This is a genomic window from Nocardia flavorosea NBRC 108225 (genome assembly GCF_001613385.1).
In the GTDB taxonomy this organism is placed as follows: domain Bacteria; phylum Actinomycetota; class Actinomycetes; order Mycobacteriales; family Mycobacteriaceae; genus Nocardia; species Nocardia flavorosea.
This window is the reverse complement of the sequence record NZ_BDCG01000019.1, coordinates 39,782-62,104: the sequence shown is the minus strand read 5'-3', so window position 1 is coordinate 62,104 and position 22,323 is coordinate 39,782. Positions and strand designations below refer to the sequence as shown.

The 22,323-nt window shown below is 68.2% G+C and carries 21 protein-coding genes and 1 pseudogene; 16 read left to right on the top strand and 6 right to left on the bottom strand.

Annotated features, from left to right (window positions below):
• Nucleotides 1-6 precede the first annotated feature (6 nt).
• Entirely contained in the window at nt 7-480 is a 474-nt protein-coding gene (locus tag NFL01S_RS25595; RefSeq protein WP_281181546.1) for a pyridoxamine 5'-phosphate oxidase family protein, read from the top strand.
• A gap of 74 nt (nt 481-554) precedes the next feature.
• On the opposite strand, the gene NFL01S_RS25590 is transcribed toward NFL01S_RS25595, so the two are convergent.
• From NFL01S_RS25590 to NFL01S_RS37490, 3 genes and pseudogenes are all read right to left on the bottom strand, one after another.
• Nucleotides 555-1,226, bottom strand: coding sequence for an SRPBCC family protein (locus NFL01S_RS25590; protein ID WP_245670879.1), 672 nt, complete (start codon nt 1,224-1,226; stop codon nt 555-557).
• A gap of 99 nt (nt 1,227-1,325) precedes the next feature.
• Nucleotides 1,326-1,622, bottom strand: coding sequence for a universal stress protein (locus NFL01S_RS37495; protein ID WP_307615891.1), 297 nt, complete (start codon nt 1,620-1,622; stop codon nt 1,326-1,328).
• Nucleotides 1,623-1,825: 203 nt separating this feature from the next.
• Nucleotides 1,826-2,149, bottom strand: a pseudogene (locus tag NFL01S_RS37490) (universal stress protein); the annotation flags it as partial.
• 359 nt (nt 2,150-2,508) lie between these two features.
• Here NFL01S_RS37490 and NFL01S_RS25580 point away from each other — a divergent pair.
• Nucleotides 2,509-3,510, top strand: coding sequence for a zinc-binding alcohol dehydrogenase family protein (locus NFL01S_RS25580; RefSeq protein WP_062978858.1), 1,002 nt, complete (start codon nt 2,509-2,511; stop codon nt 3,508-3,510).
• Nucleotides 3,511-3,618: 108 nt separating this feature from the next.
• On the top strand, nt 3,619-4,071 hold the full coding sequence (locus tag NFL01S_RS25575; protein ID WP_062978857.1) for a CBS domain-containing protein: 453 nt from the start codon (nt 3,619-3,621) through the stop codon (nt 4,069-4,071).
• 120 nt (nt 4,072-4,191) lie between these two features.
• Here NFL01S_RS25575 and NFL01S_RS25570 read toward each other — a convergent pair whose 3' ends face one another.
• The 3 genes from NFL01S_RS25570 to NFL01S_RS25560 are packed head-to-tail and all read right to left on the bottom strand — an operon-like array spanning nt 4,192 to nt 8,593.
• Nucleotides 4,192-5,784, bottom strand: coding sequence for a bifunctional aminoglycoside phosphotransferase/ATP-binding protein (locus NFL01S_RS25570; RefSeq protein WP_063916042.1), 1,593 nt, complete (start codon nt 5,782-5,784; stop codon nt 4,192-4,194).
• Nucleotides 5,785-5,837: 53 nt separating this feature from the next.
• Nucleotides 5,838-8,123: a phosphoenolpyruvate synthase gene (gene ppsA / locus NFL01S_RS25565; RefSeq protein ID WP_157116953.1), complete on the bottom strand. Its 2,286-nt coding sequence runs from the start codon at nt 8,121-8,123 to the stop codon at nt 5,838-5,840.
• Complete coding sequence (locus NFL01S_RS25560; protein ID WP_062978855.1) at nt 8,123-8,593, bottom strand: DUF2267 domain-containing protein; 471 nt, start codon at nt 8,591-8,593, stop codon at nt 8,123-8,125. The genes ppsA and NFL01S_RS25560 overlap by 1 nt, the downstream gene beginning before the upstream one ends.
• A gap of 337 nt (nt 8,594-8,930) precedes the next feature.
• Between NFL01S_RS25560 and NFL01S_RS25555 the strand changes: the two genes are divergently transcribed.
• The 13 genes from NFL01S_RS25555 to NFL01S_RS25495 all read left to right on the top strand — a co-directional run bounded on the left by NFL01S_RS25555 (nt 8,931) and on the right by NFL01S_RS25495 (nt 22,210).
• On the top strand, nt 8,931-9,956 hold the full coding sequence (locus tag NFL01S_RS25555) for an Acg family FMN-binding oxidoreductase (protein WP_062978854.1): 1,026 nt from the start codon (nt 8,931-8,933) through the stop codon (nt 9,954-9,956).
• A 97-nt stretch (nt 9,957-10,053) separates the two neighbouring features.
• Nucleotides 10,054-10,485, top strand: a complete 432-nt coding sequence (locus NFL01S_RS25550) for an Hsp20/alpha crystallin family protein (RefSeq protein WP_062978853.1) — start codon at nt 10,054-10,056, stop codon at nt 10,483-10,485.
• Between the two features lie 88 nt (nt 10,486-10,573).
• Entirely contained in the window at nt 10,574-11,530 is a 957-nt protein-coding gene (locus NFL01S_RS25545) for a 1-phosphofructokinase family hexose kinase (RefSeq protein ID WP_157116951.1), read from the top strand.
• A 98-nt stretch (nt 11,531-11,628) separates the two neighbouring features.
• On the top strand, nt 11,629-12,369 hold the full coding sequence (locus NFL01S_RS33990) for a hypothetical protein (protein WP_063916040.1): 741 nt from the start codon (nt 11,629-11,631) through the stop codon (nt 12,367-12,369).
• Nucleotides 12,370-12,569: 200 nt separating this feature from the next.
• Nucleotides 12,570-13,319: an SDR family NAD(P)-dependent oxidoreductase gene (locus tag NFL01S_RS25535; RefSeq protein ID WP_062978852.1), complete on the top strand. Its 750-nt coding sequence runs from the start codon at nt 12,570-12,572 to the stop codon at nt 13,317-13,319.
• A gap of 65 nt (nt 13,320-13,384) precedes the next feature.
• A complete protein-coding gene (locus NFL01S_RS25530) occupies nt 13,385-14,356 on the top strand; it encodes an Acg family FMN-binding oxidoreductase (RefSeq protein WP_062978851.1) in 972 nt (323 codons plus the stop codon).
• 55 nt (nt 14,357-14,411) lie between these two features.
• A complete protein-coding gene (locus NFL01S_RS25525; protein WP_062978850.1) occupies nt 14,412-15,485 on the top strand; it encodes a CBS domain-containing protein in 1,074 nt (357 codons plus the stop codon).
• Between the two features lie 35 nt (nt 15,486-15,520).
• Nucleotides 15,521-17,332: an acetate--CoA ligase gene (gene acsA / locus NFL01S_RS25520; RefSeq protein WP_084493244.1), complete on the top strand. Its 1,812-nt coding sequence runs from the start codon at nt 15,521-15,523 to the stop codon at nt 17,330-17,332.
• A complete protein-coding gene (gene pdhA / locus NFL01S_RS25515) occupies nt 17,329-18,327 on the top strand; it encodes a pyruvate dehydrogenase (acetyl-transferring) E1 component subunit alpha (RefSeq protein WP_371851855.1) in 999 nt (332 codons plus the stop codon). Before acsA ends, pdhA begins: the two co-directional genes overlap by 4 nt.
• A complete protein-coding gene (locus NFL01S_RS25510) occupies nt 18,324-19,295 on the top strand; it encodes an alpha-ketoacid dehydrogenase subunit beta (RefSeq protein ID WP_062978849.1) in 972 nt (323 codons plus the stop codon). Before pdhA ends, NFL01S_RS25510 begins: the two co-directional genes overlap by 4 nt.
• Before the next feature lies 1 nt (nt 19,296).
• Nucleotides 19,297-20,781: a dihydrolipoamide acetyltransferase family protein gene (locus NFL01S_RS25505; protein ID WP_062978848.1), complete on the top strand. Its 1,485-nt coding sequence runs from the start codon at nt 19,297-19,299 to the stop codon at nt 20,779-20,781.
• 3 nt (nt 20,782-20,784) lie between these two features.
• Nucleotides 20,785-21,042, top strand: a complete 258-nt coding sequence (locus NFL01S_RS25500) for an acyl carrier protein (RefSeq protein WP_062978847.1) — start codon at nt 20,785-20,787, stop codon at nt 21,040-21,042.
• 241 nt (nt 21,043-21,283) lie between these two features.
• The gene (locus NFL01S_RS25495; protein WP_157116919.1) at nt 21,284-22,210 is read left to right on the top strand and encodes a hypothetical protein; all 927 of its coding nucleotides are present in this window, start codon (nt 21,284-21,286) and stop codon (nt 22,208-22,210) included.
• Nucleotides 22,211-22,323: the final 113 nt, after the last annotated feature.

Genomic DNA, 22,323 nt, shown 5'->3' with positions numbered 1-22,323 from the left:
GGCAGCGTGGAAGAGGTGGATAAGCTCGTGCCGCGCCGCGATCGTCCAGATGCCGGACGGCACACGGTCGAGTTGTCACGCGAGGAGGCGATGGCACTTCTGGCGAGTGCACCGTTCGGCCGGATCGTGTTCACCAGCAACGCCTTACCGGCGGTGCGTCCGGTGAACCATCTCGTTGAACCGGGTGGCTCGGTGATCGTGCGTACCAGCTTGTTGCCGGGGCTTTCCCTCTTGCGGCCCATCGGCTCGGTGATCGTGGCCTACCAAGCCGACGCGATCGACCCGTTGCAGTGGCTGGGCTGGTCTGTGCTGGTCACCGGTCCCGCGCGTACGGTGACCGCACCGGATGCGCTGGCCGGCTACGAACACCGCCTCGATGCCATCTTCGGCAGCGGAGACAACCCGGTGATCGTCATCGAACCCACGCTGGTGACCGGAATCAGGCTGTTAGAGCGGCCCTCGGAGCCGATAGCGCAGTGAGCGCGGCACCCGGTACCCGGGTAGAACGGGGCCGCGGCGGGGACGCTCGGCCGTCGGTTGCGGTCCCGCAGGGATCACAGGGGGATGCTGTGGCACGTACCCGTGTCATCGGGCAATGCCCGGCGTTGGACTCGTTCCTTGATGCCGAGCAGCATTTTGCGTTCCATGACCCAGCTGCCGGGTTCGACCACGCAGGCGAACAGCACGCGCTGCAGTGAGGTGCGGCCGGTGAGAACGATGCGGTTACGGCTCACCAGGCGGGTGTGATCGCCGGTGGGGTAGAGGCATAACGCCCATACCCAGGCGTGCTCTCCATCGGCGAAGACCAGCGTGTGTGGCCGGGACAGGACCTGCACACCCATGTTCGGCCCGGAGGAGCCCAACGAGATGGTGTCGCCGACGGACAGGTTCTGCCACTCGGGCCGGATCTCGTCGGCGCTGTGCATACCCAGGCCTGCCAGGTTCTCTATCCAGTCGTAGGTGTAGGCGCCGCCGCGGCCGGGCCCGATCTGCACCAGCCAGGGCCAGATCGCGTCAGGCGGGGCGTGGATGGTCACCGCGCGGGTGGCAGTGAGGTCGGGTTCGGGCTGCAGGTCATCACCGGGCATGTCCCGGGATATCTCTGCGCCGGTTGCTCCCCAGGTGAGCAAGCGCGGTCGCAGCCACACGCGGTATCCGACGGCCAGGCCTGCCAGCACCATCGCATATGCCGTGCCGGCATTCTCCCGGAGTACTCGCAAGCCCACCGCCTCTCGTCGTGGTTGGTCGTGGCCAGGAGAACGCCGCGCCCGTACTCGTCTGCCGGTGCGGATCCAGCGGTTCCTCCCGTGCCGTAACCGCCGGTGTCAGTCGCGGGGACGTGCGACGATCACCGGTACTTCGCTGCGGTGGACCACGGCCCGGCTGACCGACCCGAGCGTCATTCCGGCGAATCCTCCTCGGCCGCGGCTACCGACCACTACAAGCTGCGCCTTGTCGGCCTCTCGCAGCAGCCGCCGGGCCGGCCGGTCTTCGACCACCACGCGGACCACATCGACGTCGGGATATCGCTCGGTGCGGCCCGCGAGGCTCTCCGACTGGATCGCACGGGCCTGCTCGGCCATCTCGTCACGGGAAACGTAGCGGAAGAACTCCGACCACACCGTGACGGCGACCAGACCGACGCCGCGGCGCGAGAGGCTTCGTCGAAGGCGATATCGATGGCCAGGGCTCCCTCTGCGGACCCGTCCACGCCCACGACAACGGGCCGGCCTACTCGTTCGGCCACGTCGGCGCCGTCGGCTTCGGGGATCACAGCGACCGGGCAATGGGCATGACGGACCAGGGCGCTACTCACCGAACCGAGCAGGGCACGTCCCACCGCGCCGTAGCCGTGAGTACCCACCACCATCGTCAACGCATCTTTGGACCGGTCGATCAGCACCGGGATCGGTGGCGGATCGGCGACCACTGTGTCGATGTCGAGTTCGTCGGGATGGGTTACGGCCTCCCGGGCGGTCTTCTCGGCGGTGCGCAGCATGGCCTCGCCGTCGGCGCGCATGGCCTGATTGTCGAACGCGACGACGCTGATCCCCGGGCCGTAGTCGATCGGGGCGCCGACTGCATAGATCAATCGCAGCGGCGCGCGGCGCGCCTCGGCGGCCTGGGCGGCCCAGCGCAGTGCCGCCATCGACGGTGATGATCCGTCGATTCCGACGACGATGGCAGGCTGGGAATGTGTGGTCATGGGAGGCCTTCCGCTCGGTGTCGGCTGCGGGCAGCCGACGGTGTCTCAACGCTCGGACGCGTCGCCCCGGATGACGGGGTTTCGGTTGATTACCCTCACCGTAGGAGTGGTGGTGGCACTGTTCTGCTGCCGTTTGTCCCGAATTCGTGGGTCGAAAGTTGCTCGGGCGCCGAAAAACAGGCGCGGGGCCGATCAGCAGTCCATCGTGGAAGAGCAAGGAACCGTTGCAGCCCACTGAACGGAGTCCGGTTCGAATAGACCGAGGTACAGGCGGAGAGGCGAAGAAAGGACCGAACGTGTCGATGCGAGCATGGCGAGTGGACTCACCGGCCGATATCCGGCAGCAGCCGCTGCGCATGAACGTTGAACCGATGCCGGTACCGGCCAAAGGGGAGTTGCTGGTCCGGGTGCTCGCGTGTGGGGTGTGCCGGACCGATCTGCACGTGGTGGAGGGTGATCTGCCCGTCCATCACCAGCATGTCGTGCCCGGCCACGAGGTCGTCGCGGAAGTCGTTTCCGCGGACACCAGTCCCGGCCACGCCTTCGTGTCCGGACAGAAGATCGGCGTGCCGTGGCTGCGCTACACCTGCGGCGAGTGCCGCTACTGCCGCCGCGGCGCGGAGAATCTGTGCCCGCGCTCGCGCTACACCGGCTGGGACGCCGACGGCGGCTACGCGGAGTTCACCACCGTTCCCGCGGAGTTCGCGCTGCCGCTGCCCGCGGGCTACGACAACGAACATCTCGCGCCACTGCTGTGTGCGGGGGTGATCGGCTACCACGCGCTGCAGCGCGCCGAGGTGCCGGACGGCGGAGTGCTGGGGATCTACGGGTTCGGTGGCAGCGCCCATATCACCGCCCAGATCGCGGTGGCGCGCGGTGCCCGCGTGCACGTGATGACCAGAGGAGCGGCCGCGCGCGCCTTGGCGCTGTCGCTCGGCGCCGCGTCGGCCTCCGATGCTGCCGCGTCGCCACCGGAACCACTGGATTCGGCGATTTTGTTCGCCCCAGCGGGTGAATTGGTGTTGCCGGCTCTGGAAGCGCTGGACGCCGGCGGGACGCTGGCGGTTGCCGGAATCCATCTCAGTGATGTGCCGCCGCTGAACTATCAACGACATCTGTTCCGGGAACGCCAGATCCGCAGTGTCACCTCCAACACGCGTGCCTCGGCGCGCGAGTTCCTGGAACTGGCCGGTCGGCAGCGGCTGCAGGTCACCACCCACCACTATCCGCTCGATCACGCCGACTGGGCGTTGAGCGATCTCTCCGCCGGCGCCTACGACGGCGCGGCGGTCCTGATTCCCTGACCGGGGATTACCGAAGACCTGCCACCGAGTACCTAGGTCCCTGCCGCGGCGAGCCCCGGGTGGCGAGGATGAACTCACCACCGAAAACGCGACGTCAGGGAGGCAACAATGACCACTGCCGGGGCCGTGATGCACGACGATGTGGCCCATATCGGGGTACGCGACAAACTCGACACCGCGGCACAGCAGATGCGTCAACGCGGTGTCGGTGCCCTGCCGATCTGCGACGGCGAAGGCCACGCGGTCGGTATCGTCACCGACCGCGACATCGTCGTGAAATGCGTCGCGCAGGGCCACAACCCCGCCACCGCCACTGCCGGTGAATACGCCCAGGGCGACGAGCTGCACACCGTGGAATCCGACGCCGATATCAGCCAGGCCCTGGCAGTGATGGAGCGGTACCAGGTGCGGCGACTGCCGGTCACCGAGCACGGCCGGCTGGTGGGCATCATCACCGAGGCCGATCTGGCCCGGAACCTGCCCGAAGAAGCTGTCGGCGAGTTCGTCGAAGCGATCTGTGAACAGAAGCTACCCGCGCAGACCGAGACCTCCACACCGTAACGGCGCAGCTACCACCGTCGGCCGTCGCGGCTGCGACGTCCGGTTACCGTGCCTCCGGAATCTCCGGGTTTCGACGACGGCGGACTCGATCGAGGCAGACGCCGGAATCGGGCGGGAGAATCAAGCCGGTCCTCGGCCGGTTCTCGAGAACAGGTGCCGCGCCCAACTCTCGGCGGCCGATCCGGTGCGGGCGACACCGGACGAGTGAGGAGGCTGGGCAGGCGGCGAGCCAGGAGGCTGTGCCGGCTCCGAACGGTCGGTGGCGTCGGCGAGTGCGTCCCACACCAGGCAGGCGGTCGACACCGCGGTATCCGGCGGGTTGCCGGTGTCGATATCGGTTGCTTCCGGCCATGGGTCCGCTGCGTCGGCCAGGGTGGCGGCAATGCGTGGTGTGGCCTCGGAGGTGTCGTTCCGGCGGCGGCGGATGCGTTCGGCGGTCACGGGTGCCGGGCAGACGCAGCGCAGCGCCGCGAAACGTGCACCGGTCCGGCGGGCGAGGGTGTGAGCGCGGCGGCGTTCGGTGGCGTCGCCCCAGCTCGCGTCGAGGATCACCGATCGACCCGAGTCCAGCAGTGTCCGGGCGCGGTTCAACAGTTCGGTGTAGACACGCTGCTTGTTCTCGGGTGAGTAGGCGCCGTGGCCGTAGATACCGCTTTCCCCGACGATTTCGCCGGCTGCCCGCAGCTCGGCACGGATTGTGTCGCTGGAGAGCACGGCGGCATCGGTGTGTTCTGCCAGTCCGACGGCCAGGCTGGATTTGCCGGTGCCGGGTAGTCCGCCGACGAGGACCAGTCGTACGGTCGACGCCCGCAGGTGCTCGACCGCGATCTGTAGGTGCCGGTGGGCGCGGTCACCGCCTTCTGTGTCGCCTTGGCCGGCGCGGATGGCGTCGACCTTGGCGCGGACCAGCGCTCGGTAGGCGATGTAGTGGTCGGCCAGCGAGGCCGGGGCGGTGTCCGCGGTGCGGCGCTGGTAGGTGTGGATCAGGTTGGCCGCGTGTTCGGGGTGGCCGAGGAACTGCAGGTCCATGGCGAGGAAGGCGATATCGTCGAGGCAGTCCACGAACCGCAGATCATCATCGAAGTCCAGGCAGTCGAGAATGCGGAATCCGTCGGGGAGTTCGAAGATGTCCTCGGCGAGCAGGTCGCCGTGCCCGTCGATGATGCGTCCTGTGGCGATGCGGTCCTCGAACAGGCGCTGCCGGCCGGTCAGGTATTGCCGGGCCAGGGTGTGGATGGTGTCGAGCAGTGCGGGGTCGAGGATTTCGGGTGGCTGGTGACGCATGCTTGTCAGCAGGTCGGTCCACCGGCCCCAGAGCCCATCGGCGGTGCCGGCGCGGTCGATCTCGGGTCCTCGTCGTGCGGTGGTGTGGAAGTCGACGAGCACATCGATCAGGGCCGTGAGGTCGACGGGTTCGCCGGCCGGTTCGCTGAGCCGATGCGATAACCGGGTGTGTTCGGGGAGGCGGCGCATGACGATCACCGGCTCGTACGGTGCTTCGTCGGGCTGGGTGAAGTGGCCCAGTCCGAGGTAGATGTCGGGGGCGAGCCGGCGGTTCAGTTCGATCTCGCGGGCACAGGCGCGTTGCCGCTGTTGCGGGGTGGCGAAGTCGAGGAAGTCGGTGGTGATCGATTTTTTGACCTTGTATACCCGGTTCCCGCAGAGGATCACGATCCCGGTGTGTGTTTCCCGCAGTTCGACCGCTGGATCCATGCCCGGGTCCTGTCTGTTGCGCGGATGTCCGGCGCGGCGCCGGAGGTCCTCTGTCATCGGTCGGTCGCGCGGACGTGATCGAGCAGTAGCCGCCGTTCGGCGGTATCGATGGCGTGTCGTGCCGCGGAGATGGCGTCGGTGGTGACCGAGATCGAGGTGATGCCCATCCGGATCAGGTGTTCGGCGAAGTCGGGGTTTCTCGACGGTGCCTGCCCGCACAGCGAGGAGGTGATCCCCGATTTGCGGGCGGTGGAGACGATGGTGGAGATCGCGTCGAGCACTGCGGGGTCGGATTCGTCGAACAGCGGTGCGCACTCGGTGGAGTCGCGGTCGACTCCCAGGGTGAGTTGGGTGAGGTCGTTGCTGCCGATCGATACCCCGTCGATGCCCAGGCCGACGTATTCGGGCAGCCAGTAGGTGATCGACGGCACTTCGGCCATGACCCAGCGGTGCATTCCGCGCTGGCGGCGCAGTGGGCCGGAATCGATGAGGTCCAGGCATGCTTCCAGTTCCCAGCGGGTGCGCACGAATGGGAGCATCAGGTGCAGGTTCGGGGTGCGTTGCCGGACCTCGGCCAGGGCGGCCATTTCGAGCTGGAACACTTCTGGTTCCTGGGTGTAGCGGTAGCAGCCGCGGTAGCCGATCATCGGGTTGTGTTCCCGCGGCTCGTAGTCGGCCCCGCCTTCGAGGTCGCGGAATTCGTTGCTGCGGAAGTCGGTGGCGCGGTAGATCACCGGCCGCGGGGCGAATGCGGTGGTGATGTGGGTGAGTGCGTCGACCATGCGGTCGAGGAATACGCGTTGTTCGCCGCGGGCGATCACTTCACGGGGGTGGCGGTTGTCGAGGGCGCGGGTCAGCAGCATCTCGGCGCGCAGGAGCCCGACGCCGTCGGTGTCGGCGGCGGCTGCGCGTTGGGCGGCTTCGGGCAGCGCGAGGTTGACATACAGTTTGGTGGCCGTAGCGGGGGCTGCTGCCGGGGTCGTGCCACCGGTGTGGAGTTCGGTGACTACTTCGGTGTGGGGTTGTGCGCCGGCGCGGACTTCGCCTGCGGAGCCGTCGACGGTGACGGTGTCGCCGTCGGTGAGCGTGGTGGTGGCCGTGCGGGCGCCGACGATGCAGGGAACACCGAGTTCCCGGGCGACGATCGCGGCGTGGCAGGTCATTCCGCCGCTGTCGGTCACCACGGCGGCGGCGCGGCTGATGGTGGGCAGCCAGTCCGGGTTGGTCATGGGCGCGACCAGGATCTCCCCGTGCGCGAGCGCGGTCCCTTGTTCCGGTGCGGACAGGACGCGCACGGTCCCGTCGGCGGTGCCGGGCGCGGCGGCCAGCCCACGGACGAGCACTGTCGCCGAAGGAGGAGCGGCCGGGGTGGGATGGGGTTCGGGCAGGGTGGTGATGGGCCGGGCTTGGACCAGCCACAGTGCGTCCTCGTTGTAGACCCATTCGACGTCTTGTGGCCGGTCGCCGTGATGGTGGTGTACTGCCAGGGCGAGTTGGGCAACTTCGACGGCTTCGTGTTCGGTCAGTGCGGGTGCTGTTTTGTCTTGCTCGCTGAGTTCGATGCGGCGGTCTCCGCCGGGTCCGGCGACGATGGCGAAATCTTGGTGGCCGGGCCGGTGTTCGAGCAGGCGGGGGCCGTCGGTATCGAGGAGGTAGGTGTCGGGTTGGGTGGCCCCGGAGACCACGACCTCGCCTTGGCCGCGGGCGGCGTCGATGACGATGCGGTCCCGGCGGCCGGTGGCGGGGTCGGCGGTGAAGGCGACACCGGCGCGACGTGCCTGCACCATCTTCTGCACGACCACAGCCATAGCCGGTGTGGCCTGCATATCGCGGCGGGCGCGATAGGTCAGCACCCGTGGACTGAACAGCGAGGCCCAGCAGTCGAAGATCGCCTCGATCAGCTGCTTTTCGCCACGCACATTGGTGCGGGTCAGGTTCATGCCCGCGAACGAGGAAGTCGCACTGTCCTCGCCGACCGCCGAGGACCGCACTGCCACGTCGGCGCGGTCACCGAGTGAGCGGTAGGCGGCCGTGATCGCCGAGCGCGCTTCGGTGTCGAAGGTGCAGGCGTGCACGATATCGCGCATGCGCTGACACAGGACGTCGACCCGGACGGGATCGGCCGCCGCGGCGGCGAGTGCTTCGGCGTGCAGCGCCGCGAGTTCTGCGCCGTGGGCTCCTCGAGCGACGATCTGCTCGTAGCAGGAGCGCAGGACAACGAATCCCGGCGGGACCGGGAGACCGGCGGCGACGAGTTCACCGAGGTTGGCACCTTTGCCGCCGGCCTCGTCGGCGTCGGCCAGGCGCAGTTGATCGAACGCGGCGACATAGGCGCCCATCATCGACTCCCTTGGTTGTCGGTACCGGCGGCGAATGTGCTGCTGAGCAGTTCAGCGGTGAGCAGCCGCCGTAAGGGGGCGGGTACTTCGGCGAGGAGCCGGCCCAGTTGCCCGGTGGAGAACAGCCGGCTCACTGCTTCGGTGACCGCGCCGAGCAGGGCAGCGGCCTCGTCGTCGGAAACGCCGGCCTCGGCGGCGAACTGCGCCAGAAACGACTCCACGGTGTGCGGGTGAGGTACCTCGTCGGGTACCCAGCCCTCGTAGAAGGTGCCACGGAACAGTTCCGGCAATTGGGCCGCCAGTTGTGCGGCGGTGCCGGCACCGACACTGTCACGCACGGTGTGCAGCCAGGCGCGCAGCGCCCGGTGTGCGAAATTGCGGTCGTAGGTGCCCAGATCCTCGGTGACCGCGCGCAGCCATTGGTGTGCTGTGTCGATCGCCGGGGCCAGCGGATCATGAGGTAGGGGCATGGCCGGTCCTCCCGGGCTCGGCGGCAACCATCGCCGAGGTCGGCGGGCGCTGCGGAGTCTGCCTGGGCATGGGTCCAGCGTGGCCGATACACCGGCCGCCGGGGCAGTGTCGTCGTGCCTGAGCCGCTGGGACCTTGGACCTCTCCGGCGTGGCTGCCCGGTCGGCTCACCGGCCCCTGCGTCTCCACGGGACGAACGGCATGTCCGAAGGTCACAGGTTCTCAGGACGCGATTGCGTTGGTCGGCCGACGATACAGGCCGGTGGGCTCTGGCCGGATTCGCCTGTGGACGGCCACTCTGGGAGGAAATAGTGCCCGGTTGCTCCGAGGAGAGGGATATGGTCGCCACCACGAGACCCGATGTGCAGACAGTGCGCGAGATTGTAGCCAGGGCGTGCCGTGCGCCGTCGCTGCACAACAGTCAGCCGTGGCGGTGGACCTGGAACGGGGAATTTCTGCGGCTGTATGTCGATGATCGGCGTCTGCTGCCCTACACAGATGCGTTCCATCGGCAAGGGATCATCGCCTGCGGCGCCGCACTCGACCACGCTCAGGTAGCAGGTGCGGCATCGGGGTGGGAAATGCAGGCGTCGGTGTTTCCGGATCCGCTGGACCGGGCGCATCTGGCGTCGCTGTCGTTTCGTGGCCGGCATGCGCCCTTGGAGGCCGATGAGCTGCTGGGCGCGGCGATCGAAACCCGCTACACCGATCGGCTGCCGTTCACTGCGCCCTTTCAATGGATCGGCCTGGAGGTGGTGCTGAGGACGCTGTGCCGCAACTTCGGCACCCATCTGCAAGTGCTCGACCGGTCCCAGCACCGCGACCTGGACCGGATCTCGGACACGGCGGCCGCGTTACGCCGAGCCGATCCCCGATATCAGGACGAACTACATGGATGGGCCGGCGACACCTGGCGACCCTATGCCGGTATCCCCGTGTCTGCCCGGGCGACGGCCCAGGCCGCAGAGAAGGTCGTGGCGGGCCGGATGTTCCCGGTCGGCGCGGCCGGTGCGCACCTGCAACCCTCGACCGAGGACCGTGCCGCGATCGTCGTGCTCTCCAGCGACAACGACACCGTGGAATCCGTCCTCGAGTGCGGGCGGGCGCTGTCGCAGCTCCTGCTCGAGTGCACGGTCGAAGCGATGGCGACCTGCACGTTGACCCACGTCACCGAAACTCCGTCGGTGCGGGCCATGGTGAGCGACCTGCTGGGTCTCGACTATCCCCAGGTCCTGGTTCGTATCGGGCAGGCCACCGCGGCGCCGCCTCCGCGTACCCCGCGTCTGCCGCTGGAGTCGGTATTCGACCTCGGCCACGACAGTCCCGGCCCTGGGGACGGCCGGTCCTCGGCGGCGGCGACCTGAGTCTCTGCCGGAGGTGACCGCTGTCCCTATACCGCACACATCGCGGCGGCGTGGAATCGAACAGTGTCACCCGACAACCCATTGATCAGGAGGAGCAATGAGCCTCATCCCCGCACACCGCCAACAGCATTCGCTGCTGCCCGACTTCACCGACGTCTGGAACTCACTGGCCCCGGCCGCGGGTCTGGCATCGATGTTCGGTACCCACCTGCTACGCGTCGAGGACACCGTCGACGACGGGCACTATGTCGTCCGCGCCGAGATCCCGGGCGTGGACCCGGACAAAGACGTAGAGGTATCCGTACGGGACGGTCAACTGACCATCAAGGCCGAACGGTCGGAAAAGCATGAGGAGAAAGGGCGGTCGGAATTCAGCTACGGCTCCTTCGTCCGCACCGTCACCCTGCCTCAGGGCGCGGACGAGGACGCGATCGAAGCCAGCTACGCGAAAGGCATTCTGACGGTGTCGGTGCCTGTCGCCGAACCGGCCGGCGAAGCGAAGAAGGTCCAGGTGAAGCAGGGCGAGTAAGCGACCCCGCCGCTCAGATGAATCGCCGGGAATCCGGACACGAGCGCCCGGCATCCCCGGCGTGCGTCTAGGTGTGCAGGAGGCGATGGTGGCGCCCATTGTCACGGTGACGATGAACCCGGCAATCGACCTGTCGACCTCCACCGACCGGGTGGCAGCGACGGAGAAGATGCGCTGTGCACAGCCGCGGACGGATCCGGGCGGCGGCGGTATCAATGTCGCCCGAACGGTGCTCGCGCTCGGTGAGCCGGTACTGGCGGTGCTGCCCGTCGGCGGCCCGACCGGAACAGTGTTGAAAGATCTGCTGGAACGTGCCGCAGTACCGTGTCGGATCATCTCGATCGACGGGTCGACGCGGGAAAGCTTTTCGGTCACCGACAACGAATCCGGCCGGCAGTTCCGGTTCGTCCTCCCCGGCCCGACGTTGACCCCGGCAGAGTGGAGCCGCTGCCTGGACGCCGCGATCGACGCCGCACGCTCCGCCCAGTACGTGGTGGCCAGCGGAAGTTTGCCACCGGGTGTGCCCAGCAACTTCTACCAAGCGCTGGCCACCCGGGTGGCTGGGGCAGGCCGCCGGTTCATACTCGACACCTCCGGGGAGGCACTGCGACAGTTGCGCCACGGCGCGTATCTGGTGAAGCCGAGCGCGCGCGAACTCGCCCACTACGTCGGCCACCCCTTACCCGACACAGACAGCCGGATCACCGCGGCGCGGGAACTGATCACCGGTGGTGTCAGCGAGCTCGTGGTGGTATCGCTCGGTGCCGACGGGGCACTCGTGGTCGGCCGGGACTGGTGGGAGACGGTATCGGCGACACCGGTCGCAGTCGCCAATGCCACCGGTGCCGGCGATGCGATGGTCGCGGGCCTGACTGTGGGATTCACGCGCGGGCTCGACACGCTGGACGCGATGGAACTGGGGATCGCCGCAGCATCGGCTTCTCTGGTGACCCATGGCACCAACCCCGGCCACCCCGATGTCATCGCGAACCTGCTCGACGCGCGCACTACGACACCGGCACCGCTGTCGCACAGTGGGGATTGACCGCCGGCCGTCACCGATGCCTCGGCCCGGCCGCACAGCTCCGGACTCGCACCCGGAGGAAGACCAGGACAACTTTTTTCGGCAAGAAGGAGTCACCGATGCGTTCATCCGTCCTATCCATTTCCGCCGCGGCCACCGCTGCCGCGGTAGCGCTGCTGCTGCGGCAGCGCATGCTGCGCTGGGGTGCGACCGACGAAGAAGTGGCGGCGACCTATCCCGGTGACGAGCTGATCAGCCGGCCGTGCTCACGGTCGACCATGGCGACGACCCTGCCCGGCCCGCCGGCCGCGGTGTGGCCGTGGCTGGTGCAGATGGGCGCGGACCGAGCCGGTTGGTACAGCTGGGACCAGTTCGACAACGACGGCCGGGCCAGCGCGACCGAGATCGTCGAGCAGTGGCAGGACCTGCGCGCCGGTGATCGGATCTACGCCACCATTGACGGCAGCGTCTACTTCACCGTCGCTGTGGCCGAGTATCCGTCGACGTTGGTGCTGCGCAGTGATTACGCGCTGCCCAGCGGTCGGCCTCTCGACCCGGCCGAACCCGACCCGCGCGCGTTCGCCCGTGGAGTGTGGGGCTTCCACCTGCGCGAACTGCCCGGAAACGAGACCCGGCTGGTGGTGCGCACCGTCGGCCGTGACGGGCCCCGCGCGGTCACCGCGGTGTTCGACCGGTTGTTCGGGGAGCCCGCTCACCTGATCATGCAGGCACGCCAGTTCCACAACCTGGCGCAGCGGGTCCGTTCCACCGCGGACAGCGCCGAGCCCGCAGCGCCGGCCACGGCCGTAACGACCCGTCCCGAGCAGCTCGCGGATCGAGCCGCACCGGTTCCGCACTGAGGCCCCGGCAACCCTCGGCAGGTACCCGGATTGCGCCGCCGCGGCACTGTTGGCGCGGCACGCAGCGAGGACCGCGCGGAACAGCGGAAAGCCGGCGGGGTCGTAGGAAAGGCGAAGAAGTGACTTTCGCCCGTGTTCGCACCGTCGTGGGCGGGACGAAGCTGGGAACTCCAAGGGCCCCTGCGAGGGAGGTTGCCGACATGGATTCGTTCTCGGGTCGCAGTGCGATCGTCACCGGCGGCGCACGCGGTATCGGTGCGGCCGTCGTCCGGTCGCTCACCAAGGAGGACCTCGGTGTCGTGGTCGCCGATATCCTCGAGCGGGAAGGCACCGCGCTCGCCGACCGGCTCGACGGCGCTGCGATCTTCCACGCACTCGATGTCACCGATGAGACGCAGTGGCGGCAGGTGCTCCGCGACGCCGAGGCCACCTACGGGCCGCCGGCAGTGCTGATCAACAATGCCGGCATCGTCGATTTCGCCGGTGTGGAGGATGAATCGCCGGCCATGTTCCGCCATGTCGTGGATGTCAACCTCTACGGCGCCTGGCTGGGTATGCACGTGTGCGCGCCCGCGATACGCGCCGCCGGCGGCGGGGTGATCGTCAATATCTCCTCGACCGCCGGCCTCATCGGATACGCGGGAGTCGGCGGCTACGTGGCCAGCAAATGGGGGCTGCGCGGGGTCACCAAAGCCGCGGCGCTCGAACTCGGACCTGCCGGTGTGCGGGTGTGCTCGGTGCACCCCGGGCCGATCCACACCCCGATGACCGCCGCGCTGCCCGAGTCCAACGCCGCCCGTCAACCGCTGCCCCGTTTCGGCGAACCCGACGAGGTCGCGGCCTTGGTGCGGTTCCTGGTCACCGAGGCAACGTTTTCCACCGGCTCGGAATTCGTCTGCGACGGCGGCGCCACGGCCGGCCAGACACTGGATCTGGCCGACGTCTCCTGAACCCGACCCCGCCCGAGCCGCGGGCTGCGGTACGAACTCGATCCCACCGGAAGGAAACCCCCACGATGACCGGTAGCAGCGTACCCGGCCCCGAGACCGTCCACTCGGCGCTGGCGCTGGCCAGCCGGGCGCCGTCGGTGCACAACAGTCAACCTTGGCTGTGGCGCCTGGGCGGCAGCACGGTCCACCTGTACGCCGACACCAGCAGGCACCTGCCCTTCACCGACCCCGATTCCCGGGATCTGCTGCTCAGCTGCGGCGCGGTGCTGCATCACTTCCGCATCGCCGCGCATTCGCTCGGTTGGCGCACCATCGTGCACAGGTTGCCCAATCCCGACGATCCGCAGCATCTGGCGTCGATCGAGTTCGTACGGGCCACACCGGATTCCGGGGTACTGCAATTGGCGCGCGCCATCAACCGCCGTCACACCGACCGCCGGCGGGTCACCTCATGGCAGGTGTCACCCGGCCATATCGCCACGTTGCTCGCTGCTGCCACCGACGAAGGGGCCGACGCCCTGGATGTGACCGAGGAGCGGCAGCGCAGCGTATTGCGTGAGGCGTTCACTCGCGCGGCCGACCGGCATCAGCACGATGACGGTTACCGCGCCGAACTGTCGCGGTGGAGCGGTCATTACGCCACCGCCGACGGTGTCCCCGCCCGCAACGCGGTCGTGGCCGCCGACCCGCTCACCCGCGAGTTCCGCGGGCCCACCATGCAGCAGGTGGTCGACGACACGATCGACGGTGCGCACCTGTTGCTGGTGCACACGCGTTCCGATGACCGGTTGGCGCGGCTGCAAGCGGGCGAGACCACCAGCGCCGTATTGCTTTCGGCCACCGAGTTGGGTCTGGCGACCTGCCCATTGTCCGAACCATTCGAGATCGGCGACACCCGCGAGCAGGTGCGCACAGAAGTCTTGCACGGCAGCGGCTACCCGCAGATCGTCCTGCGCGTCGGATGGGCCTCGACTCGCGCGCCCTCGGTGCCGGTCACCCCCCGCCGGCCCCTCACTCACATGGTGAAGCCGCTGTGATGCGGTCCGGAACGGGTCGCATCGGCGGACCCGGACGGCAGAGAGGAGCCGCGCGATGAGGCACACAACTGTGGCCGACGTGATGACCCGAGATGTCGTCAGCGTCGATGTGGACACACCATTCCATCAAATTGTGCAACTTTTGACCCAGCGCGGAATCAGCGGTGTACCCGTTCTCGACGCCCGCCACCGGTGCATCGGAATGGTGACCGAAGCCGACCTGCTCGCCAGGCAGTCCCGCCTCGGCGGGCCGATCACGGGCACCGTGTGGGCGGTGCTGTGGAAGAAGACGTTCGCGCGCAAGAGCGAAGCGCTCACCGCCGACCAGTTGATGACCGCCCCGGTGATCACGGTCATGTCCGATGCTCGGGTATCGGCGGCCGCGGCGACCTTGGCGCGCCATGACCTTCGCTGCGCACCGGTCATCGACCCCGGCGGTGACCTGGTCGGGATCGTCAGCCGCAGAGATGTCCTCGCCGTGTATCTACGCCCGGACGGCGAGCTCGCCGAACTGATCGAGGACGACGTTTTGCACCGTGCGTTGTGGCTGCCGCCGACCGCGGTCTCGGTCGAAGTGCACGCTGGTGTCGTCACGCTGAGAGGTGCGGTCGAGGCGGCCATGATCGGTCTGATCGGTTCCTTGGTCGCTGCGGTGGACGGTGTCGTCGAGGTGCGCAATCGGCTGATCGCCGATACCGCTCGCGCGTTGATGCACGCCGGTGTGCACAGTATCGACGCCGGGGAATCGGTGACGGCCGCCGCATGCCGGATGCGCGCCGACGACGTCGGGACGCTACTGGTGGTCGATACGGCGGGGACTGTCACCGGAATCGTCACCGATCGCGATCTGGTGCTGCGCTGTGTGGCCGACGGACTCGACGCACAGCGCACCCCGGTCGAGGCCCTCGCAACCCACGCCGTGGTCACGGCACAGGCCGATCAACATGTCGACGACGTGGTGGCCATCATGCGCGGCCACCGGCTGCGCCGGGTACCGGTCCTTGCCCACGGTCACCCGGTCGGGATCGTTTCCGAAGCCGATATCGCCCGTCGTCTACCACGCGCCGCGACCGGGGCCTTGGTGAAACACCGGTACAGCACCCGGCCGACAGATAGCAGCCACCGCTAACCCCGGGCCTGCCCGAACCGGTCACGGAGGATGGTATGAACTCGGTACATCACAGCAGCGCAGCGACTGCGTCCACCTGCCGGCCGCCCATCGACAAGCCGCCCGCCGTGCGTGCGCAGGCCAATCTCACCGACTACCGCCGTGCCTGCACGGAATTCGACTGGGGCACCGCCGCCGGCGAACTCGCCACCCTGCCCGGCGGCGCGGTCAATATCGCCCACGAAGCCGTCGACCGTCACCTGGACACACCGCGAGCCGCCGCACCCGCCCTGCATTGGCTGCGCGCCACCGGCGGGCGGGTCACCCTGACCTATGCGGATCTGGCGGCATCGAGCAATCGGTTCGCCGGTGTCCTGGACACGCTCGGCGTCAGCCGTGGCACGCGTGTGTGCACCTTGCTCGGACGCAACCCGGAGCTGTACATCGCTGCCCTCGGGACCTGGAAGGCCGGTTGTATCGTCTCGCCGTTGTTCTCTGCCTTCGGCCCCGAACCCGTGCGCCAGCGCATGGCCCTCGCCGACGCCGAAGTCCTCGTCACCACGCGCGCCCACTACCGGCGCAAAGTCGCGCCGATCCGGCGGGAACTGCCCGGGCTGCGCCATGTTCTGATCACCGATGCCGAAGAACTCGGGGCGGACCTCGATGGTGTCGTCGACCTCCACGCGGCCATGGCCGCCGCCTCACCGGACTACGCCATCGTCCGCACCGATCCCCAGGACGCGGCGCTGCTGCACTTCACGAGCGGGACCACAGGAACACCGAAAGGTGCCGTACACGTGCACAATGCGGTTCTGGCGCATCGGGTGACCGCACGCTATGCCCTGGACCTGCGGGGCGGGGATGTGTTCTGGTGCACCGCCGACCCCGGCTGGGTCACCGGGATGTCCTATGGTGTGATCGCGCCGTTGAGCCTGGGCGCCACACTGATCAGCGACGAGGCCGAATTCGACACCGGCCGCTGGTATGACATCCTGACCGCCGAGCAGGTCACGGTCTGGTACACCGCACCCACCGCCTTGCGCATGCTGATGCGCCACGGTCAGGACCTTCCACCGGGCACCGACCTATCCCGCCTGCGTTTCATCGCCAGCGTCGGTGAGCCACTCAATCCCGAAGTCGTCGTGTGGGGACAACGCGCATTCGGCCGGCCTGTGCACGACAACTGGTGGCAGACCGAGACCGGCGCGATCATGATCGCCAATCTCGCGGCCGAACAGGTCCGGCCGGGCTCCATGGGGCGACCGCTGCCGGGCGTGCACGCCACGATCCTGCGCCGCGGCCCCGACGGCCCCACGATGGTCGACGGGGACATCGTCCACGCCGATATCGACGAGATCGGCGAGCTGGCGCTCCACACCGGCTGGCCGTCGATGTTCCGCGAGTACTGGCAGCAGCCGCAACGCTACGAGAAAGCCTTCGCCGGGCCCTGGTATCTGTCCGGTGACCTGGCCCGCCGCGACGCCGACGGATACTACTGGTTCGTCGGCCGCGCCGACGATGTCATCAAATCCGCGGGCCATCTGGTCGGGCCGTTCGAAGTGGAAAGCGCGTTGATGGCGCACCCGGCCGTCGCCGAAGCCGGCGTCATCGGCGTCCCGGACCCCCTGGCCGGGCAACTGGTGAAGGCGTTCGTGTTGCTGCGTCCGGACTACACATCGACCGAGGCCTTGCGCGACGAGTTGATCGCGTTCGGTCGCCGCGCACTCGGCGCGGTCGCCGCCAAAGACATCGAATTCGTCGACAGCCTCCCGCACACCCGCAGCGGCAAAGTGATGCGGCGGTTGCTGCGCGCCCGCGAACTCGGACTTCCCGAAGGCGATATATCGACCCTGGAGGCGCTGCCGTGACGATCACCGAACACCCGGCCGAACTCGACCACACCGACCCCGGGTACGGGCTCGGATTGCTGCAGCAGATGATGCGCATCCGCAGTTTCGAAGAACGCTGTGTCCAGCTCTACAGCGCGGAGAAGATCCGAGGGTTCCTGCATCTCTACATCGGTGAGGAGGCCGTCGCCGCGGGCCTGCTCGGCGAACTCGGCGCCGACGACGCAGTGGTGTCGACCTACCGCGAGCACGGACACGCCCTGGCGCGCGGCATACCGATGGCGGCGGTGATGGCGGAAATGTTCGGCCGCACCACCGGCTGCAGCGGCGGCCGCGGTGGCTCCATGCACCTCTTCGACGCCGGGCGAAGGTTCTACGGCGGCAACGCCATCGTCGCCGGCGGGCTGCCTCTGGCGGTCGGGATCGCGCTGGCCGATGCCATGGCCGGCACCCCTCGAGTCACCGTATGCCTGTTCGGTGACGGCGCGTTCGCCGAGGGCGAGTTCCATGAATGCGCGAATCTGGCAGCACTGTGGCACTTGCCGCTGCTTTTCGCCTGCGAGAACAATCAATACGCGATGGGCACCGCGCTACGCCGCGAACACGCCAACACCGATCTCGCCCTGCGCGCCGCTGGTTATGGTATGGCGGCGTGGCTGGTGGACGGGATGGACGCCGAGGCCGTGGCCACGGCGTCGCGACGCGCGATACAGATGATCCGCGGTGGGGCAGGACCCTGCTTCCTGGAATTGCGCACCTATCGGTTCCGGGCGCATTCGCTCTACGATGCCGACCGCTACCGCGACAAGGCCGAGATCGACCAGTGGAAAGCCCGCGACCCCATCCCACGCCTGGCCGCGCAACTCCGCGCTGCCGAGCTCATCGACGACCACCGGTATGCGGAGATGCAGGCATCGGTCGACGCCGAAATCGACGCGGCGATCATCGCCGCCGAAAACGCTCCCGAAGAACCCGTCACCGACCTGACCCGCCACGTGTATGCGGAGCGGATATGACCACCACCTACCGACAGGCGCTGACCGAAGCCCTGCGTGAGGCGCTGGACCGCGATGAGCGGGTATTCCTGATGGGCGAGGACGTGGGCGCCTACGGCGGCTGCTTCGGCGTCAGCCGCGGCCTGCTCGACGCCTACGGCCCGCGCCGCATCCGCGACACTCCGTTGAGCGAATCCGCCTTCGTCGGCGCGGGTATCGGCGCCGCGATCGCCGGGATGCGCCCGATCGTGGAGATCATGACCGGCAACTTCAGTCTGCTCGCCCTGGACCAGATCCTCAACAACGCGGCCACGCTGCGGCATATGTCGGGCGGGCAGATCGGTGTGCCGCTGGTCATCCGTATGGCCACCGGCGCCGGACGCCAGCTCGCGGCCCAGCATTCCCACAGCCTCGAAGCCTTCTACGCCCACCTCCCCGGACTGCGCGTCCTGTCACCGGCGACGGTGACCGACGCCCGAGCCATGCTGTGGCCGGCCCTGCAGGACCCGGACCCCGTCGTGATCTTCGAACCGATCGCGCTGTACAACAGCAGCGACGAACTCCCCGAACCGGACACCATCACCGATATCGACACCGCCACGATCTCCCGCCCGGGCAGCGACGTCACCATCGTCGCCTACGGCGGCACCCTCCGTACCGCACTGGCCGCCGCCGACCGGCTCGCCGACACCGATATTGCCGCCGAAGTCATCGACCTGCGCACACTACGACCGCTCGACACGGACACAATCGTGGGCTCGGTGGGCCACACACACCGGCTGGTGATCGTGGACGAAGGCTGGGGCCGGGTCGGGATCGCCGCCGAAATCGCCGCGGCGACCGTCGAACACGCATACTACGAGCTCGACGCCCCGATCCGCCGGGTATGCACCGCCGAAGTGCCGATCCCCTACGCACGCCAGCTCGAGGAAGCGGCCCTGCCCTCACCGGCGGCCGTGGTCGAGGCAGTGCACGCGGTGGTGAGCTGAGATGACCGAATTCCGGATGCCTTCCCTAGGTGCGGATATGGTCGAAGGAACGGTGCTGCACTGGTTCGTGCACCCCGGCCAGAGGGTGCACACCGGAGACATCGTCGCCGAGATCGACACCACGAAAGCAGCCATCGAGGTGGAAAGCTTCGACGACGGCGTCCTCACCGAAATCCTCGTGCCAGAAGGTGCCACGGTCGCCGTCGGGACACCCCTGGCGACCATCGACACCACGGCAGAACCCGCACCAGACACCTCACCACCGGAGCGCGGTGATACCGAGCCGGCACCGACCGACGGCTTCGGAACGGCCCCTCTGCCACCGACGGCCGCACAAGAACCAACCACCCACCCGGCCGCCCCGCCGCGCAGTGATGGGTCCGAGCGCGATCACCGTGCCACCCCCCTGATCAGGAAGCTCGCTGCCGAGGCAGGGATCGACATCGCTGCCGTCCCCGGCAGCGGCCCCGGTGGGCGGGTCATGCGTGCCGACATAGAACGCGCCAAGACCGGCGCTTCATCACCTCCACCGGGTCGCCCAGGCCCGGCGCCCACAGGCCGCGCTACCGCCGCCCGCGCAGGCGCTGCCGAGGTCAGCGCGGCGAAACCGTATACCGGGCGCGCATCGGGATACGCGCGCCGCTTGGCACACGTGTCCGGAGTCGAGCTGGCCGGTCTCACCGGTACCGGCCCGGACGGCGCGGTACGCGGACGCGACCTTCCCATCGGCGGGCGGGTGACGGCTGCTGGTACCGGACAACCACAGACACCGCCGACCATCCCGGACGACTCCGGTGAGATCGGAGAGAGTCCTCCGCACGATCCCACCGCCGCCCGGCAGCTGATCGCCGCGGCGATGACTCGGTCGAAACGCACTGTGCCCCACTACTACCTGTCGAGCATCGTCGATATGGAACAGGCCACCCGCGCGCTGCGCAGCCTCAACGAACAGGCACCGGTATCCGAACGAATCGTGGTCTCGGCGCTGCTGCTGTGCGCTGTGGCCCGGGCAGCGCGCGCCGTCCCCGAACTCAACGGATTCTGGATCGGCGACCGATTCCGGCCGGCGTCGGATGTTCATCTGGGCACAGTGGTGTCGCTGCGCGGAGGCGGAATCCTGGTGCCCACCATCCCCGACGCCGACCGGCTCTCGCCCGCGGAGATGATGCAGGCCATGCGCGGGGTGGTCGGCCGGACCCGAAGCAGCCGATTACGTTCCCGCGACACCACCCAGGCCACCATCACCGTGACCAACCTCGGTGATCTCGGAGCGGACGCGGTATTCGGGGTGATCCCGGTCCCGCAGGTCGCGATCGTCGGATTCGGTGCGGTAACCGAACGGCCCTGCGCGGTGGCCGGCCTGGTCGGAGTCCGCCCGCAGGTGACCGCGACCTTGTCCGCGGATCACCGAGCCAGCGACGGCGCCGTGGGTGCGCGGTTCCTGCATCGCCTCACCGACTACCTACAGCATCCGGAGGAGTTGTAGATCATGACCGCTGGAATCACCTCGCGGGCCGACGCACTCGCCCTGGTACGCCGATCCCTACAGGGCTTCGCCACCCAGGACGAAATCACCGGCCTCGACGAACACCAACCGTTACGCAGCGCGCTCGAACTCGACTCGATCGATTTCCTCACCTTCGTCGAACGGCTCTCCGCCGGCAGCGGCCGCCGAATCGACGAGGATGACTACCCACGTCTGGCGACCATCGAATCCTGCGCCGACTTCCTCACCACCCCCGGGTAGAGGACCAACTGCGCCGGCGCCACCGAGGTTGATGCGGTGCCGCGACCGAGCCCAGTGATCCCGTACACGCAAGCCGGGACAGGCACGTGCCGCAGCCAGGGAGGACCAAAGTCCCGATCGTGAAGGGTGTTCGCGACTCCCTTCGGCAGTCCTGTCGGTGACGTTTGTTTCTGTGCCGGCAACACCGGTGGGGCGAAGTATCGGGTTCATCACACTTCACTACAACTCCGGGGACGACAGCATGGACGCAGACGAGCGGCGCAACGATCCGCCACACACTCGTGACCGGCGGTCCCCCGCAGGCGAGGCACCGCCTCCTGTGCGGGCCGACTCGGGATTCGGTGGCTCGGCAGCAGAGTTGCGCCGATGGTGGTTGGTGCTGGCGACGATGGGGGCCGCCGCCGCGTGGGCGGTTCCGGTGCTCGCCTACTCGACGATGGTCGACCCGGCCGCCCGATGGAATCCGGCGGCGGTTATGGTGCCCGCCGGTGCGGCGGGCTCAGCGGTACTGGCCGTCGCGCAGGCTGTCGTTCTCCGCCGATGGCTGAGTGCGTTCCCCGTCCGCCGGTGGACGGGGACCTCGGTAGCGGCCGGTGCTGTGGAGTGGTCGGTGATCGCGCTGGTCGTCGTCTACGGGGAAAAGGTAGGAGCCATGCCTGCCGCCGGCCAAGTGCCGCTCGTGGTCGTAGGGATGGTGTCGGTGACGTTCGCGCTCGGTATCGGCCAATGGTTTGTCCTGCGGCGGTGGTCGGATGAGGCTGTGCTGTGGATCTGGGCCAACGCCGTGGCCTGGATCATGGGCACAGCTGTCTTCGTCGCCATCGCACAGCCGTTACGGGTCACCACCGCGATGACTGTCACAGCGGCAGCAACCACCGCGGTGGTGGGAGCGCTGCTGCGGGGCGCGGTGGTTGCTGCGATCACCGGGGTGTATCTGCTCCCCATTCTTTCCGAGGTCCACCTTCGTCCCGTCGTTCCCAGCTCCGCCGGTGCACCGTCACGCAGCGGTTACCGCCACGCAGGCACCGCGGCACGCAGGTTTGTCGGGGCGGGGGATCATCGGGCACGGCGTACGGTGCGGGACTCTGCCCGGGCTCTCGCCCTGCTTCACACATCCGACAATTCTCGGCTGTGTCCGAACTCCGATGCGGCCGCTGCAGACAGCTGACATCCGATTCGCTGGGCCCGTAGGGCTGCGCCACCTCGACCATGAGCTCGGGGGCGAAAGTCGCCGGGAGTGAGGACTGCCGGCACTAGGGGAGCAGTCCATGGCCGGGGGAT

Bases quoted from the DNA above. Each gene is read 5' to 3' on its own strand.
- NFL01S_RS25580 (WP_062978858.1), top strand. From the start codon at position 2,509: ATGCGAGCATGGCGAGTGGACTCACCGGCCGATATCCGGCAGCAGCCG.
- NFL01S_RS25575 (WP_062978857.1), top strand. From the start codon at position 3,619: ATGACCACTGCCGGGGCCGTGATGCACGACGATGTGGCCCATATCGGG.
- NFL01S_RS25570 (WP_063916042.1), bottom strand. From the start codon at position 5,784: ATGGATCCAGCGGTCGAACTGCGGGAAACACACACCGGGATCGTGATC.
- ppsA (WP_157116953.1), bottom strand. From the start codon at position 8,123: ATGGGCGCCTATGTCGCCGCGTTCGATCAACTGCGCCTGGCCGACGCC.
- NFL01S_RS25560 (WP_062978855.1), bottom strand. From the start codon at position 8,593: ATGCCCCTACCTCATGATCCGCTGGCCCCGGCGATCGACACAGCACAC.
- NFL01S_RS25555 (WP_062978854.1), top strand. From the start codon at position 8,931: ATGGTCGCCACCACGAGACCCGATGTGCAGACAGTGCGCGAGATTGTA.
- NFL01S_RS25550 (WP_062978853.1), top strand. From the start codon at position 10,054: ATGAGCCTCATCCCCGCACACCGCCAACAGCATTCGCTGCTGCCCGAC.
- NFL01S_RS33990 (WP_063916040.1), top strand. From the start codon at position 11,629: ATGCGTTCATCCGTCCTATCCATTTCCGCCGCGGCCACCGCTGCCGCG.
- NFL01S_RS25535 (WP_062978852.1), top strand. From the start codon at position 12,570: ATGGATTCGTTCTCGGGTCGCAGTGCGATCGTCACCGGCGGCGCACGC.
- NFL01S_RS25530 (WP_062978851.1), top strand. From the start codon at position 13,385: ATGACCGGTAGCAGCGTACCCGGCCCCGAGACCGTCCACTCGGCGCTG.
- NFL01S_RS25525 (WP_062978850.1), top strand. From the start codon at position 14,412: ATGAGGCACACAACTGTGGCCGACGTGATGACCCGAGATGTCGTCAGC.
- acsA (WP_084493244.1), top strand. From the start codon at position 15,521: ATGAACTCGGTACATCACAGCAGCGCAGCGACTGCGTCCACCTGCCGG.
- NFL01S_RS25510 (WP_062978849.1), top strand. From the start codon at position 18,324: ATGACCACCACCTACCGACAGGCGCTGACCGAAGCCCTGCGTGAGGCG.
- NFL01S_RS25505 (WP_062978848.1), top strand. From the start codon at position 19,297: ATGACCGAATTCCGGATGCCTTCCCTAGGTGCGGATATGGTCGAAGGA.
- NFL01S_RS25500 (WP_062978847.1), top strand. From the start codon at position 20,785: ATGACCGCTGGAATCACCTCGCGGGCCGACGCACTCGCCCTGGTACGC.
- NFL01S_RS25495 (WP_157116919.1), top strand. From the start codon at position 21,284: ATGGACGCAGACGAGCGGCGCAACGATCCGCCACACACTCGTGACCGG.